The organism is Dyadobacter bucti (genome assembly GCF_005869225.1).
Taxonomy (GTDB): Bacteria; Bacteroidota; Bacteroidia; order Cytophagales; family Spirosomataceae; genus Dyadobacter; species Dyadobacter bucti.
Map to the genome: position 1 here is coordinate 295277 of NZ_SWFP01000010.1, position 16236 is coordinate 311512.

At 49.1% G+C, this 16236-nt stretch carries 10 protein-coding genes; 9 read left to right on the plus strand and 1 reads right to left on the minus strand.

The window, feature by feature from the left end; translation table 11 throughout:
* Positions 1 to 20 precede the first annotated feature (20 nt).
* The 8 genes from FBF61_RS28575 (at position 21) to FBF61_RS28610 (ending at position 11665) form a co-directional block, all read left to right on the plus strand.
* Positions 21 to 1196: an iron-containing alcohol dehydrogenase gene (locus FBF61_RS28575; RefSeq protein ID WP_138483924.1), complete on the plus strand. Its 1176-nt coding sequence runs from the start codon at positions 21 to 23 to the stop codon at positions 1194 to 1196.
* Complete coding sequence (locus FBF61_RS28580) at positions 1180 to 2109, plus strand: dihydrodipicolinate synthase family protein (protein WP_166444626.1); 930 nt, start codon at positions 1180 to 1182, stop codon at positions 2107 to 2109. The genes FBF61_RS28575 and FBF61_RS28580 overlap by 17 nt, the downstream gene beginning before the upstream one ends.
* Positions 2106 to 3140, plus strand: a complete 1035-nt coding sequence (gene pdxA / locus FBF61_RS28585; RefSeq protein ID WP_229215267.1) for a 4-hydroxythreonine-4-phosphate dehydrogenase PdxA — start codon at positions 2106 to 2108, stop codon at positions 3138 to 3140. Before FBF61_RS28580 ends, pdxA begins: the two co-directional genes overlap by 4 nt.
* 12 nt (positions 3141 to 3152) lie before the next feature.
* Positions 3153 to 4331 carry a four-carbon acid sugar kinase family protein gene (locus tag FBF61_RS28590; protein WP_138483928.1) on the plus strand — a complete coding sequence of 393 codons (1179 nt, stop codon included), beginning with the start codon at positions 3153 to 3155 and terminating at the stop codon, positions 4329 to 4331.
* Positions 4332 to 4402: 71 nt separating this feature from the next.
* Complete coding sequence (locus FBF61_RS28595) at positions 4403 to 5722, plus strand: Gfo/Idh/MocA family protein (RefSeq protein WP_138483930.1); 1320 nt, start codon at positions 4403 to 4405, stop codon at positions 5720 to 5722.
* Positions 5723 to 5760: 38 nt separating this feature from the next.
* The gene (locus FBF61_RS28600; RefSeq protein ID WP_138483932.1) at positions 5761 to 6756 is read left to right on the plus strand and encodes a DUF6807 family protein; all 996 of its coding nucleotides are present in this window, start codon (positions 5761 to 5763) and stop codon (positions 6754 to 6756) included.
* A gap of 210 nt (positions 6757 to 6966) precedes the next feature.
* Complete coding sequence (locus FBF61_RS28605) at positions 6967 to 10023, plus strand: SusC/RagA family TonB-linked outer membrane protein (RefSeq protein WP_138483934.1); 3057 nt, start codon at positions 6967 to 6969, stop codon at positions 10021 to 10023.
* 10 nt (positions 10024 to 10033) lie between these two features.
* A complete protein-coding gene (locus FBF61_RS28610) occupies positions 10034 to 11665 on the plus strand; it encodes a RagB/SusD family nutrient uptake outer membrane protein (RefSeq protein ID WP_166444627.1) in 1632 nt (543 codons plus the stop codon).
* On the opposite strand, the gene FBF61_RS28615 is transcribed toward FBF61_RS28610, so the two are convergent.
* Positions 11659 to 12705: a dihydrodipicolinate synthase family protein gene (locus FBF61_RS28615; RefSeq protein ID WP_205748328.1), complete on the minus strand. Its 1047-nt coding sequence runs from the start codon at positions 12703 to 12705 to the stop codon at positions 11659 to 11661. The genes FBF61_RS28610 and FBF61_RS28615 overlap by 7 nt on opposite strands.
* A 331-nt stretch (positions 12706 to 13036) precedes the next feature.
* Here FBF61_RS28615 and FBF61_RS28620 point away from each other — a divergent pair, with 331 nt between their 5' ends.
* Positions 13037 to 16231, plus strand: coding sequence for a SusC/RagA family TonB-linked outer membrane protein (locus FBF61_RS28620; RefSeq protein WP_138483938.1), 3195 nt, complete (start codon positions 13037 to 13039; stop codon positions 16229 to 16231).
* Positions 16232 to 16236 lie beyond the last annotated feature (5 nt).

A 16236-nucleotide genomic window follows, 5' to 3' on the forward strand; every position in this document is an offset into this window, starting at 1 on the left:
AGCATAAAAGCGTGAGTAGCATGAACAGGATTCAATTACTAAATCCGGGAAAAGTGGTTTTTGGGGCCGGTAGCCTCGATCAGTTTGTGAATGATTATCTCAAAACCCCACATCAGAGATTGTACCTGGTCACCATTCCGCAGGTGGCAGACAGCCTGGACAGCCAACTGAAACAGCTTGAATTAGCCGGGATAAGGATTTGTATCAACACAAGCATAGCAGGTGAGCCAACATTTGACGATTTTGAAAGGCTTGTTCTGGAAGCAGCTGCTTTTCGTGCCGACAGTGTGGCGGGAATAGGAGGAGGAAGTGTAATGGATACGGCCAAACTGGTCGCTGCCCAGCTATATAGCGGCCAGACAGTCGACGACGTGCTAGATAATGGTTTTACAAAGAAACGGGGTACTTTTCTGGCCTGTATTCCTACTACATCAGGTACCGGCAGTGAGGTTTCGCCCAATGCCATTTTTGTAAATTCAAAAGGTGCGAAAGTAGGGGTGATCAGTCCGGAGCTTGTCCCCGACGCTGCATACGTTGATCCCGCATTGACCGTCTCCGTGCCTCCGTCCGTAACTGCCGCGACTGGCATAGACGCCCTGGCGCACTGTATGGAAGCATATACGAACAAGCACGCGCATCCGGTTGCAGACCTGTTTGCGCTGGAGGGCGTGAAACTGATCGGGACGTATTTACTGAGAGCCTATCAAAATGGCGAAGATGAAGAGGCACGGGCAAAAGTGGCGCTGGGAAGCATGTACGGAGGCATGTGCCTGGGACCGGTAAATACTGCCGCGGTACACGCGCTGGCATACCCGCTCAGTACGGATTTCCACATTTCACATGGTTTGTCAGTGGCATTACTGCTGCCTTATGTGATGGAGTTTAATCTGGATACTGCTCCCGATCGTTATGCGGCGGTGGCGGTGGCGCTGGGAAGCCAGGAGACTGGTTCTCAGAAAGACATTGCCAGATCGGCTGTCAGGATCATTAAAGGTCTGATCAAAAAGTGCGGGCTTCCGACCAGTCTCGGAGAAATGGATATCCCTTTTGCGGCGGTGGAAAAATTGGCCGCCAATGCGATGCAAATCCAACGTTTACTGAAAAACAATCCGCGTGAAATAAGCCTCAGTGATGCGGAAACGATATACACCCGGGCTTTTAACGCAGAAATACAGGAATATGAAGAAAAAATTTAGTAGTGTCGTCGTTCCGATGGTCACGCCTGTCCGGGCCGATTTTACGATTGATGTAGCGTCTGCTGAGCGGCTTGTAAACCATGTTGTCAGCCATGGGGCATCACCTTTTATTTTGGGGACTACCGGAGAGTCGGCGTCGATCGGGCGGGCGGAAAAGAAAACGCTGGTAGAGACTGCAGTAAAGGCGGCGGCGGGCCAAAGTGTGGTTTATGCGGGTATTTCAGGCAACTCGATCATGGATTCCATTGAGGATGCCAGACACTACCACGACCTCGGTGCCGACGTGTTTGTGGCGACAATGCCCAGTTATTATCCTGCCGGTTCCGAACAGATGCTGCGCTATTTTACAATGCTGGCCGACCAAATCCCCGCACCGCTGATCATCTATAATATTCCGGGCACGACGCATTTATCCATACCTGTTGAAGTAGTTGACGAATTGAGCCGGCACCCCAATATCGCCGGTTTTAAAGACTCGGAAAGAAGTGTGGAAAGACTGGAAACCTGTATATCCCTTTGGAAAAACCGGACAGATTTTTCTTTTCTGACGGGGTGGGCAGCACAGTCGCAACATGCCATGAAACTGGGTGCCGACGGGATTATTCCCAGCACAGGAAATATAGCGCCCGGGGTTTATGATGCTATTTGCAAAGCAGCGGCCGAAAACAATATGGCGGCCGGCGAAAGCGCGCAGCAAAAAGCAGACGGTATTTCGGAGATCTATCAAAAAGGCAGGCTGCTGAGCCAGGCACTTCCGGTATTGAAGGCTATGATGGCTGCCTATGGTTTATGCCAGACGTACATGGTCCCGCCATTGTATCCGGTGACGCCTGCCGAAGAACAGGCTATCAGAAATTTAACAATAACTCAGTTCGGTGATCTGACCCAAATAAACAGTATTGAATTAGCATGAATGATCCGAGACCGATTTTAGGCATCACCATGGGCGACCCGGCAAGCATAGGGCCGGAGGTTGCCGTGAAAGCTTTTGCCAACAAAGAAATATACAATTCCTGTCGCCCGCTGCTAGTTGGCGATGCCAGGGTGATTGCAGATGCCATCGGATTTTGTGGCCTGGACCTCAAAGTGAACCCGGTCAAAACTGTGGGCGAAGGCCGGTTCCTTTTTGGACAGATAGATGTGTATGATCTTGAAAATGTCGATTTCGAAGAGCTCAAAAAAGGGGAAATGTCGGCAATGGCTGGCGACGTAGCGTTCAAAACAGTGGTGGAGACCATTAACCTGGCGATGAAAGGCGAGATCGACGGAACGGTTACGGGGCCTATCAACAAAGAATCGATCCACATGGCCGGGCACCGGTTTTCAGGGCATACAGAAATCTACGCGCATTATACCGGTACCAAAAAGTACGCAATGCTGCTGGTTGAAAATGACCTCCGTGTGATCCACGTTTCCACCCATGTTTCACTGAGAGAGGCTTGTGATCTTGTCAAAAAGGACCGTATTCTGGACACGATTGAGCTCATGCACCAGGCTTGCAGGCAGCTCGGTACCGACAATCCCAGAATTGCAGTGTCCGGTTTAAATCCTCATGCAGGTGACGGGGGGATTTTCGGATGGGAAGAAAAAACGGAGATCATCCCGGCTATCGAAGAAGCGCTCAGCCGTGGTTACCAGGTCGACGGCCCCATTCCAGGGGATACGCTTTTCCCGAAAGCAATAGGAGGGAGCTACGACGGCTGTGTGGTCATGTATCACGATCAGGGACATATCCCTTTCAAGATGGTTGGGTTCACCTGGGATAACAAGACTCAAAAAATGAACAGTGTCAAAGGAGTGAATATCACGTTGGGGCTGCCGATCATCAGGACGTCGGTGGACCACGGGACGGCTATGGAAATTGCAGGAAAGGGAATTGCCAGTCCCGACGCCATGGTATTGGCGATTGAGTATGCCGTTAAGCTTCATAATAACAGGATTTAAGCTTTTTTACGCATGATAGCAGTCATTGCAGATGATTTTACGGGTGCAGCGGAAATTGGCGGCGTAGCCATACGCAACGGTTTTCAGGTTGTGATTGATACAAAAGTGAACAGGGACGTAAAAACGGACATTCTGATCATAGCCACGGATACGCGATCGCAGGATCCGGGGCGAGCCGCGGTTCTGATCAAAAAGATCACCTGTGACCTTCTGGACCTCCGCCCGGATTTTATATATAAAAAAATTGATTCCATACTAAGGGGAAATGTCGCCGAAGAGCTGCTGGCGCAAATGGATGTATCGGGAAAAGACCGTGCACTGCTGATCCCGGCGAATCCTGCACTGAAGCGGACGATCCGGAACGGCACTTATTACTATGACGGCGTACCGTTGAACGAATTCGATTTTACAAACGGACAGGCCAATAAAAGGACGTCTTCCGAGGTGCTGGACCTGATCGGCAAAAGTACACACGCTGATACTTCGGTAATTTCCACCGCGGACGATCTGCCTGAAAAAGGACTGGCCATCGGCAATACTTCAGATACCGGTGACCTGAAGAAATGGGCCGGGAAAATTGATGCGCGTACAATTCCAGCGGGAGGGTCCGGATTTTTTGATGCTATCCTGAAAGGCATTCAGGGTTCGGAAAAAGAATATTCCAATCCTTTGCAACTGGGCGAGAAAGCATTGTATGTATGCGGAAGTGCCTTTATCAACAGCCGTGCCCTTGTCAAAGCCGCCCGGGAGGCAGGGCAGGGTGTCATTTATATGCCGGAGAAATTATTCTGTAAGGACGGCGGAGACAAAGATCTCATCGAACAATGGACAACTGACATTGTGGACTGCATCCGGAGCAGGAATAAGGTGATCATGGCTATTGATACCATTGCATGCAGGGACGAAGTATCCGATCTTTCTGTAAAGATCAGGGAATTGATAGCCGGGGTCGTGGAAAATGTTATGCGTGCGACAAAAATTGACGAACTGATCATTGAGGGCGGATCGACTTCGTATTCGATCATCCAGCGGTTGCATTATACCCGTTTTTACCCTGTTAACGAGCTTGGACCCGGATCCATACGGATGCGGACCTCGGAGAGAAACGATATCTTCCTGACTTTAAAGCCTGGAAGTTATGTATGGCCCGGTTCAATCTGGGATTATACAAACGGGCGGAGTTTGAAATGAAAGTAATAGTCTAGCCTCTTGTACATCAATCGACAGTATATAAAATAATCCATTGCAAAAAATAAGATCCAATGAAAACAAATTCAGAAAAGACGACCTCCCCGGAGCTTACCCGTCGCAGCTTTATCAAGTCTGCCGGGATCGGGGCGATTGCGGCGCCGTATATAGCTAAGAGTGCGTGGGCGCAGACACCTCCGAGCGACCAGATCAGGCATGCGGTCATTGGTACGGGCGGCATGGGACGGAACCATGTCAAGACATTAAGTAGCATCAAAGGCTGCGACCTGGTTGCGCTCTGTGATGTGGACCCGCAGCAGCTCGCAAAGGCTGTAAAGGATCTGCCGAATGCGGACAAGATCAAGAAATATGCTGATTTCCGGGAGTTGCTGAAAGACAAGTCAATCGATACGGTGTCCATCGCCTCTCCCGACCATTGGCATACGCCTATCGCACTGGCCGCGCTCATGGCAGGAAAGCATGTGTATGTGGAAAAACCCTGCAGCCATAATATCCGTGAAACAAATCTGCTGGTGAAAGCTGCAAAAGCTTTTAACAAATGTGTGCAGCACGGAACCCAGCGCCGCAGCAACGGCGCGCACATCGAAGGAATGAAACAACTTCAGAACGGTATCATCGGCAAAGTGCATACCATCAAAGCCATTGATCATCAGCATCGTGAAGCCATTGGTCGGGCGCAGGCTGAGCCGGTCCCGGAAGGTGTGGATTATGATTTGTGGCTTGGCCCCGCGCCGAAAGTGCCTTTTACCAAAAACCGCTGGCATTACAACTGGAGGTGGTTTTGGGAATATGGAAACGGGGACGCGGCCAACGACGGTGTGCATCAGATCGATGTGGCGGTCTGGGCACTGGGAGACAGGTATCCGAAGCGGATTATTTCGTCGGGAGGACAGTATTATTACAATGACGACCACCAGACACCTGATACCCAGACGACCATTTTTGAGTATGACGATACCCAGATCATCTGGGAAATGCGGCTCTGGACACCCTATAACCTGGAAGGACATGACAATGGCAATGTTGCCTATGGTACCGACGGCAAGATGGAGTTTGGCAGGGCCGGGGTGGTGGTAACGAAAGGTAAAGAACAGATTAAAATTGAATCGCCCCATGAGGTAGAACCCATTATGGCGAATTTCCTTACCGCAGTAAGGGAGAATAATCCCGCCAAGCTGAATGCGCCGATCGAAAAAGGGGCCATAGCGACCAATATGGCATTTCTTGCCAACATCGTTACCCGCCTGGGAGCGTCTTCGATTGAGTACGACCCGATCAAAGCGACTGTTAAATGCCCAGGATTCGACGCAAAGGCGACTGCCCTGCTGGGCCGGGAATACAGAAAAGGCTACGAGCTTCCTTATAAAGGATAACAATACCTGAAGATCACTAAACTTAAACTCTTGACATTATGAATAAAAAAACGATCCTGAATAACCTTTTAAAAAGGCTTGCCTGTACATGTGCTATTCTGTTTGTTGTTGTAAATCAGCAGGTTGTTGCGCAGGATGCTAAGAAAACCTCCGGCCAGCCATCCGTTACTTTTGAACAAAAACCGGGGGAATTGATGATCTCCATAGGTGGAAAACCGTTTGCAAGCTACGTTTACGAGGACGAGAAGATCAGCAGGCCGTATTTTGCACATGTCAAATCCTCCTGCGGGATCCAGGTAACGCGCAATTACCCGCCCCAGGAAGGCGATCCCAAAGACCATGCGACGTTTCATCCTGGAATATGGCATAGTTTCGGCGATATCAGCGGGAACGATTACTGGAGGCTCAAATCCAGAGTGGAGCACGAAATGTTTGTAGAGCAGCCGAAAGGTGGCCCGGGCGCCGGATCTTTTACGGTCAGAAACTACTATATGAGTGCCGATGGAAAGGACAGGGTACTTGCCGAGCTGGTCAAATACACGATCCTGGTAAGGCCGGCGGGGACTTTGTTATTGACAAACAGCACGTTTTCTTCGGAAACCGGCGATTTTGTTTTTGGCGATCAGGAGGAAATGGGGCTCGGCGTGCGGGTTAATACCAAATTTTCGGTGCAGTATGGAAAAGGGCATATTACCAATGCCGAGGGCCTGAAAGAAGGAGAAGGAACCTGGGGTAAAGCGTCCAACTGGGTCGATTACAGCGGTTTGGTGGACGATAAAAATGTGGGTGTGACGATCATGCCCGATCCCGCAAATTTCCGTCAAAGCTGGTTCCATACCCGCGACTATGGCCTGATGGCTGCGAATGCTTTTGGCCGGGAGGCTATGAAACAAGGCGAAAAAAGTGCATTGACCGTCAAAAAGGGAGAACAATTTCACCTGGGTTACGGTGTGCTGATCTATTGCAAACCCAAAGGCGCCAAAACCGACATTAATAGCGCATACCAGGATTATTTACGCATCCTGAAAAATTAAATTCCCCCTCCCGAAGAGACTTTTTTAAGTATCCCAATTTTGCCTCCGGTGCACTTTCATCCGTAGCTGCGTGAAAGTGTACCCGGGGTTGTTATGACCAGATTTTTTGCTTTCGCCCGGTTGTGACGGTCATTCGTCACAAACAGGATCTCTATTTTAATTTTTGAATTGAATTATGTCAAGAAAAACTATTCACAAACCAATTCAACTATGCAAAAGTGTTACATTAATCCGATTGCTTCAGCAAAGAAAGCAAGCACTTATTTGCTGTATGCCCTGCTTCTGCAGGCGATTTCCGCAGGTCTGGCCAGCGCACAGACCAACACTGTAACCGGTAAAGTTACTTCCAGCGACGGAGGCTTGCCGGGCGTAAATATCCTGGAAAAAGGAACGAACAATGCTGCGATCACGGACACTGACGGGCAGTACTCGATCAGGGTTCCGAAAGACGCGGAGCTGGTCTTCAGTTACGTAGGTTTTTTAACAGAGTATGTTAAGGTAAGCGGCAGATCTGAAATAGATGTTGAGCTGAGCCCGGATGTAAAATCACTGGGAGAGGTGGTGGTGGTAGGGTATGGGGCGCAGGAAAAAAAGACCGTCACGGGTTCAATCGTCACGGTGCAGGGAAAAACACTTGAACAGAACCCGGCGGTGAATCTTTCCAATTCCTTTGCCGGGCGTTTACCGGGCCTTCAGGCGCTGAACCGTTCGGGCGAGCCGGGCAATGATGTGGCCCAGTTGCTGATCCGCGGGAAAAGTACACTGGGTTCCACTGCGCCGCTCATCGTGATCGACGGGGTACCTGGCCGGGAGGGTTTCGATCAGATCGATCCTAGGGATGTGGAGAGCATTTCTATCTTGAAAGATGCTTCCGCGTCTATTTATGGGGCGCGTGCAGCGAATGGTGTCATTATTATTACCACCAAAAGGGGAAGTTCCGGGAAACCTTCGATCAACTACAGTTTTAACCAGGGGATCACCACACTTACCCGGGTGCCGGACTATGCGGATTCCGAAACATTGGCGCGGTTTCAGAATGATCAGTTGCAGGCGCAGGGACAAAATATCCGGTATACGCCGGATCAGATCCAGAAATTCCGTGACGGTTCCGATCCGCTGAATTACCCCAATACGGACTGGGCCAAAGCCACGTTGAAAAATGTAAGTACCCAGAGCCGGCACAGCCTGTCGGTCCGGGGAGGAAACGAGATCGTTAAATATTTTGTGTCAGGCAACTACGCCAATCAGGAAGGTATATTTAAAAATGGCATCAACAATTACAACGTGCTTGGCGGCCGCTCCAACATCGATGCGTCGATCAGTTCGAACCTGAAAGTTTCGCTGGACCTTTCTTTGCAAGAGCAAAACCGGACTTTCCCGGGAGTATCAACCGCAGATATTGTGAAAGCAATGTGGCGGAATTATCCTTATCTGGTCGATTTTTACCCTAACGGCCTGCCTGGCGACGGTGTGGAAAGAGGGGATAATCCAACTGTTATGGCTTCGGATAAAGCGGGTTACAGAAAGTCAAAAACCGATATTTATCAGACCAGGCTTTCTTTCGACCTGAATATTGAAAAAGTGATCGGCCTGGGAGTGGACGGTTTTGTAGCTTATGACAAGAACAGTGAACAGATCAAGGAATTCAACAAACCATATTCGGTTTATTCCTACAATGCCCAGACCAATACCTATCAGCAAAATCCTGCCAGGTTTTTTAGCCAGCCGCAGCTGACCGAGCGCCTCAATTACAGATCGAACCTGATAGGCCACCTTAAACTGAAATATGTCAGGGGATTTAACAACCATAGAATCAACTCGTTTGTGGCCATGGAGCTGGCGGACACGCGGTCCAATTATTTTTCTGCCCAGCGGCGGGGATTTATTTCGACGGCAATAGACCAGCTCTATGCCGGGGGAGAAACCAATCAGCTGACGGACGGCAGTGCACTCGAATTCACACGAAAGAATTTCTTCGGCCGGATCAATTACGATTTTAAAGGGAAGTATCTCGTCGATCTGAATGTCCGTTATGACGGTTCATCTGCATTTCCGAAAGACAAACGCTGGGGCCTTTTTCCCGGAATATCCCTGGGCTGGCTGGCTTCCAGCGAGGACTTCCTGAAAAATGATGTGGTAGATCATCTGAAATTCCGCTTTTCGTGGGGAAAAATGGGTAATGATGCCATTGATCCTTTTCAGTATTTGTCAACATACAGCTTTACGAACGGGTATTTTCTGGGAGATGCCAAAAGCCTCAATAAGGGCCTGAACCAGAATGTTGCGCCCAACCCCAATATCACATGGGAAGTAGCCAACACCACCAACCTTGGTTTGAACGCTGAACTCTGGAATGGCTTGCTGGGCGTCACACTTGATGTGTTCAAGACCAGGCGAAGCAATATCCTTACAGCCCGTGACGCTTCGATCCCGATCTATACAGGATTGAAGCTGCCACTTGAAAACATCGGTATTGTCGAGAACAAAGGTTTTGAAATTGAATTGTCGCACCGGAAAACTTTCGGGCAACTCAATTACAGCATCCGTCCCAATATGTCTTTTGCGAGAAACAAGGTTATAGATATCGATGAACCGGAAAACGTACCGCAATGGCAGAGACGGACGGGGTACAACATCAACAGTGGTCTTTACCTGATACCGCTGGGCATTTACCGGACGCAGGAAGCCATTGACGGCTCAGCTCATGTGCCCAATACGATCGTCAATGATCTCCAGTATAAAGATGTGAACGATGACGGGAAAATCGATAACCTGGACCGGGTGAGGCTGGACAAATCGAGTACACCGGAGATCATTTACGGAACTCAGATTTCACTGGGCTACAAGAGTTTCGACGTGGGTATATTACTCCAGGGACAGAGTAACGCATGGCGGTATTACTGGTTTCCGCAGGGGCTGTTCGGTAATGTACTGCAGGAAATGGCCGATAACCGTCCCAGTGCAGAAAACCCGGATTCCAAATACCCTAACCTGACTTACGATGCGGCACAGGTTAGTGCCCTTACATCGGAGTTCTGGCTGAAGGATGCTTCATTTATCCGTCTCAAAACTGTGGAGATCGGATATGCGCTGCCGACCGGTCTTTTAAAGAAAATTCACCTCAACGGCGTCCGGTTTTATGTCAACGGTTTCAACATTTTTACGCTGGATAAGCTAAAATGGTTTGATCCTGAAGGAGATGCGGACAGAGGGTCTTTTTATCCCCAGAACAGAATTTTCAATGCAGGCTTTAACATTACCTTATAAAACAACGGATATGAAAAGCATTATCAATTTCCGACCGGTTCATTTTTTTGCCGGCATCCTGCTGGTGATGTCATCGTCATCATGCAACGATTTTCTTGAGAAAGAGCCCCTGAATGCCGTTTCTGATCTGGTTGTATGGACAGATGTGCCTTTGGTCGAGGCATTTGTGAATGAAACTTATGCAACCATGCGGACAGGCTGGCCTAACCACAGTTCTTTGAGTGTAACATCCGATGAATCATTTGCGCGCGAAAGGGATGGCGCCCACCTCATCCAGCGCGGACAGCTCACGCCGTCCAACCTTGGCCATCTCAACTGGACCTGGGGACACTACTATACGATCATCACAAAGGCCAATATCTTTTTTGACAAACTGCAGGGGCAGAATCTTGAACTTCTAAAATCGATTGATGAGAAAAGCGTAAACCGGATGACCGGGGAGATGAAATTTCTGCGGGCGTTTTCATATTTCCGGCTTGCATCATTTTTCGGAGGTGTTCCGCTGGTGGAGAATGTATTTGGGCTGGACGATGAATTTAAAGTTGAAAGAAGTTCTTATGATGCAGTCATGGATTTTGTGGTCAGGGAACTGGATGAGGCTGCGGCATTGCTACCCCTTACCCACGAACCGGCGCATAAAGGCAGGATTACAAAAGGGGCATGTATGGCTATTAAATCGAGGGCATTATTGTATGCCGCCAGCGCGCTGAATAATCCTGCAAATGATAAAGTCAAATGGCAAAAAGCTGCTGATGCGGCAAGAGCGGTTATCGACCTGAAGTTGTATTCACTGCATCCGCAATACAGCAAAGTATTCACAGAGCCGTTCAACAGTGAGATGATCTGGGAAAAAGTAATGAATAACGATGTGCTCAGGCAGGAAACCATCGAGAGATATTTTTTTCCGAATGGCAGCGGGGGGCATGCCGTGACAGTGCCTACACACGAGCAGGCAGACGCCTACGAAACCAAAAATGGCCTGCTTCCGAAAGATGACCCCACATACAGCCTCGAAAAGTTCTGGGAAAACCGTGATCCCCGTTATTATGAAACCATATTGTACGACGGTGCACCCTGGAAAGGACGTAAGATTGAAGTCTTTCTGCCCAATGGCGCGGACTCCAACCAGGGTAACGAGGGCTGGAATGCGAGCTATACCGGATACTACACCCGGAAGTTTGTAAACGAGGCGATCAACGGTCCGGGCAGTACCAACTCATCGAGCCCCAACTGGCCCTACGCACGTTATGCGGAGATCCTTCTGAACTATGCAGAGGCACTTTACCAGCTGGGCGACGAGGCAAACGCGCGACTTTTTCTGAACCAGGTAAGAGCGCGGCAAAGTGTGCAGATGCCCCCCGTCACTGATACCGGTGCCGGATTGCTCGGGCGCATCCGGAATGAGCGGAGAGTGGAGCTATATCTGGAAGAACACCGTTTTTTCGATATGCGGCGGTGGAAGCTGAAGGTACCGGCCAATACTTCATTGATGAAAATGAATGTTGCACTGGCGGCAGGCAAAAAGACTTATTCCTTTACGCCGGTCATTCAGTTTGCCCTGCCTGAGCACATGTACCTGCTGCCGGTACCGCAGGATGAGATCAACAAGAGTTCCGTGCTGACCCAGAATCCTGGTTACTGACGGGCATTTACTGCCTTGATACCCAGCCTGTCGCACCAGCCCAGAAAAACATTGTATGTATCGTCAAGTACCTTCATCTGCTCTGCAGGGATCGATTTCGCTTTTGACCTGCTTACCAGTTCTATGGGTAATCCTCTTTTTTTCAAAAAGTATTTTGAACTAAGCGGGTAATACTTTGAAATGACTGGTTCTGTGCGGGCGATCTCCGATTGAATCCAGGCCGCATCGGCTGATTTGGAAGGGTCGTCCGCATACCTGCAGAGCCAGGTGTGGATTTCCGGATAGAAATTACCGGATATCGGCGACATTCCCCTGCCACCTTTCCGGAGGGATTCCACGGCGGTGGCAGTATGTGCATTATAAAATTCCAATTGTGTGCCTTGAGCGATTTTCAATTTAACCTCAATATTTTTAATGTCTTCCGAGGTGTCTTTGTGGTAGATAAAACGACGGTTGGAAACGAGCGATTTGAATACCGCCGGTGAAATAAGCCGTTTGTAGGGCACGGGGCATTCGTAAGTCCCCACTTTCATGTCGCCGGTGAGGGAAAGGAATTTCTCCAAATTCTGCAGCAAAACTGTGTCACTTTCACTGGCGGCTGCAAAATGGCCAGTAATAAGAATAACGCCGCTGGCACCTGTGTCCTGGATTTGTTTGGCAAAAACCGCCTTGTTTTCAATGGTATCGCCAAATGAACCCGTGGATACTACCGGAACCTTACCGGCAACGTAGTTCACCACGTGCCGTGTCAGGTCAATGCGTTCCTGATCGTTCATGAAAAACATTTCGCTGCTGAGGCAATTGGCAAAAAAGCCTTTTGCGCCGGCAGCGAGATAAAAATCGGTAAGCAGCGATAATTTGTCATAATCAATTTTCAAATCGCTTTTGAAAGGTGTGACCATTACAGGTACAAACTTCTTTTCAACCGGTTTCATGTGGTCGGCGGCATGGGAGGTAAGCGCTCCGGCTCCGGCAGCCAGGCCGATCGCTGCTGGCGTCAGCTGTTCTAAAAACGTTCGTCTCGAAATTGGATAACTCACTTTGTTTAAAATTTAAAGGTTCAGGGATTTTGTTTTAGTAAAATATTTACTCTGAATTATACAATTAGTACGCTTCCGGACATGACTATTTTTTTGTTTTTGGCAGGGGGCAAAACTGCCTGGTGCGGTAAGATACCACGATGCAAAAAGGAGCGCTGGCGCAGTAAAATACCCTTTTCAACTTAGTCTGAAAAAATTTGCAGTTTATTTTCATTTAATAGAAATAAACGTAGTACGATATGAGGCTTCCGGCGTAAAGTAAATACCAGATTTACGTGTAGGATTTCTGTTCAAAATCTGTAACGATTATTCCAAAACCCATTTACATTGCATGAAAGAGAAAACATTACCAGACAATGGTACCCACTTAGCGATTTTCTGCAAGCGGTGTACCATACTTGCTGCTATTGCAGTCCTATCGGCCACAGCCCAGGCAGAAATGCCCACCTTTCCGAATGTTCCGGAAATGAAAACAACGAACGTAAGGCTGACGCGCAGTCTGTCCAAGGCGGTTGAGAACATCAAAGGGAAAGTAACGGACGAGAAAGGCGATGCCCTTCCCGGCGTAAGCATCCTGCTGAAAGGCACGCAACAGGGTACCTCTTCGGATGCATCGGGGAATTTCTCCATTGATGTGCCTTCATCCGGCGCTGTCCTGGTATTTTCCTTCGTAGGTTACACCGCCCAGGAAGTGCAGGTAGGAAGCAGGACAACGCTGGAAATAAAGCTGGTTACAGAAAGCAAAGCGCTCGATGAAGTGGTGGTTACCGCACTGGGTATCCGGCGGGAAACCAAATCTCTGGGTTATTCGGTAACCAAAATAGCCGGGGATAATTTTACCAAAACGAGAGAAACCAACTTCGCCAACTCGCTGAACGGCAAAGTGGCAGGGGTTAACATCAGTCCGGCCGCTACGGGTCCTGCGGGTTCCAGCCGGGTTACGATCCGTGGGAATACCTCTATTTCAGGTAATAACCAGCCACTGTATATCATCAATGGTTTGCCGATGGACAATACGCAGTTTGGCGGTCCGAAAGGCGATAACCCGGACTTTGGAGATAATATTTCGAGTATCAACCCGGATGACGTTGAAGATATCACCGTACTGAAGGGAGCCACCGCGGCAGCCTTATATGGTTCACGTGCCAAAAACGGCGCGATCGTGATCACCACCAAGTCGGGGAAGGGCAACAAGGGGCTGGGTGTTGAGTTCAATACCAACAATACTTTCGAAGTCCCGTTTTTTATCTGGGACTTACAAAAGGAATACGGTCAGGGTTATGGCGGGGTGAAGCCTGCGAGCCAGCAGGATGCTGCCAACCACGGACAAAACCACTGGGGCGCGCTGTATGACGGAAGTTCGACCATTCAGCTCGACGGGGTTCAGAGACCTTATTCTTACGTGAAAGACCAGGTACTGGAAGATTTTTATGGAACCGGACATACCAGCAGTAACAGCATTTCTTTCTCCGGAGGCAATGAGAAAGGCAGCTTTCGCCTGGGGATCACCGACATGCGCAACAAAGGTATCATTCCGAATGCGACGATGAGAAGGGATAATATCAGCCTGGGCCTTAATCAGAACATCTCCAAAAACCTGACGCTTTCGGCCAATGTCGATTACATCAACGAGCGTGTGGATAACCGCTATGTATTTACAGGCAACCAGGGAAACAGCGCGGGCACTATTCTGTATGTCAACAGCAACATGCCTACCAGCGCCCTGTCGCCGGGTTATGATGAAACTACCTTCAAGGAAAAAGTCCTGGGAACGGATTTGAACGCTACAAACCCTTATTATACCCTGAACAGGATCAAAAACCGTACTGGCAAGGACAGGTTTATATCCACCGTTAACCTGCGTTACAATATTTTCGACTGGCTTTTTGTTCAGGGAAAAGTGGGGCAGGACTATTACAGTTTCATGACCAACAAGATCGTTCCGGAAGGGACTGGTTACCGTCCCGGAGGACAGATCGACCAGACGCAGCAAAACTTCTGGGAACGTAACTATGAAGGTATGATCGGGCTGAACAAAAGTCTGAGCAAGGATTTTGACCTGGCGGTAAACCTCGGCGGCAACCTGATGTCGCAGCACCGGTATACGACCACCATCGTGGGTTCAGGGATTGTGGTGCCACAGCTCCATGTGATCAACAACACATCCACCAGGAATACCACGACGGCTACGTATGATAAAAAGATCAATTCCGTGTTTGCTACCGCAGAGCTGAGCTACAGAAACTACCTGTATCTGAACCTGACCGGAAGAAACGACTGGTTTTCTACGCTGAACCCGAAATCGAATAACTTCTTTTATCCGTCGGCGGGTGTGAGCTTTGTGTTCTCACAGGCGATTGAAATGCCGGAAGCTATCAGCTTTGGTAAATTGCGCGTGGCTTATGCGGCTGTGGGCGGCGATACAGATCCGTATCTCCTGAACCTGACCTATGGTTTGCTGCCGTATAACTATGATGGCCGCTCGCTCGGAACCATCAACCAGTTTACAGTCCCGAACAGCAGCCTGCGGCCACTGAGCGTGAACGAGTTTGAAGCAGGTCTGGACCTGCGGTTGTTCCACAATAAACTGAGTTTTGACATTGCGGCTTACAATAAGCTGACTACCAATGATATTGCGGTTGAAACGATCTCTTCTACCACCGGTTATTCCGGGGTGTCTGTAAATGTCGGTGAAATCCGCAACAGGGGTATTGAATTCCTGGCAACCGTAAAACCAGTATCCACCAAAAATTTCAGCTGGGATGTTTCTCTGAACGTTGCCTACAACAAAAGCAAGGTGATGAAAATATCAAATACGTCCAAAGAACTGATCCTGGCCACATCTACCAAAGCATTTATCAAGCATGTGGAAGGGCAGGAGTACTCGCAGATCGTAGGACGTACGATCCTCAGAAATGAAGAAGGCCGCGACATCATTGATACAACCGGTCTGCCTATTGTTCCGGCGTCCGTGGTTTCTTTCGGGTCGGGGATCAACAAGTATACTGCCGGGATTATCAACAACTTCTCTTACAAGGCTTTCACGCTTTCTGCTCAGGTAGACGGGAAGTTTGGCGGCAAGATTTACTCTGAGACCAATTACAGCCTCGACCACCGGGGTATGTCGCCGCATTCGCTGATCGGGCGTGCCTCGGGTGCAGTACTTCCGGGTGTTACCGAAAAGGGAGAGGAAAACAAGGTGCTGGTTTCGGCCAGCAGGGTAAACAACCGGGCGATCATTGTAAGACGAAGAGATGCATTGGACGACTATATTTATGATGCCAGTTTTATCAAACTGCGTTATGTGTCGCTGACCTATAATCTGCCAAAAGCATTGTATGAAAAGATCGGCTTTGTGAAAGGCGCAAGTGTATCTCTGGTGGGAAGAAACCTTCAGATCCTGATGAAACATACGCCCGGCCTCGATCCTGAAACGAACATATCCGCAGGAAATGACCAGGGAATAGAGTCGACTGCTTTACCTCCGACGAGGAGCTACGGGTTCAACGTAAATCTGAAATTCTAGTCATG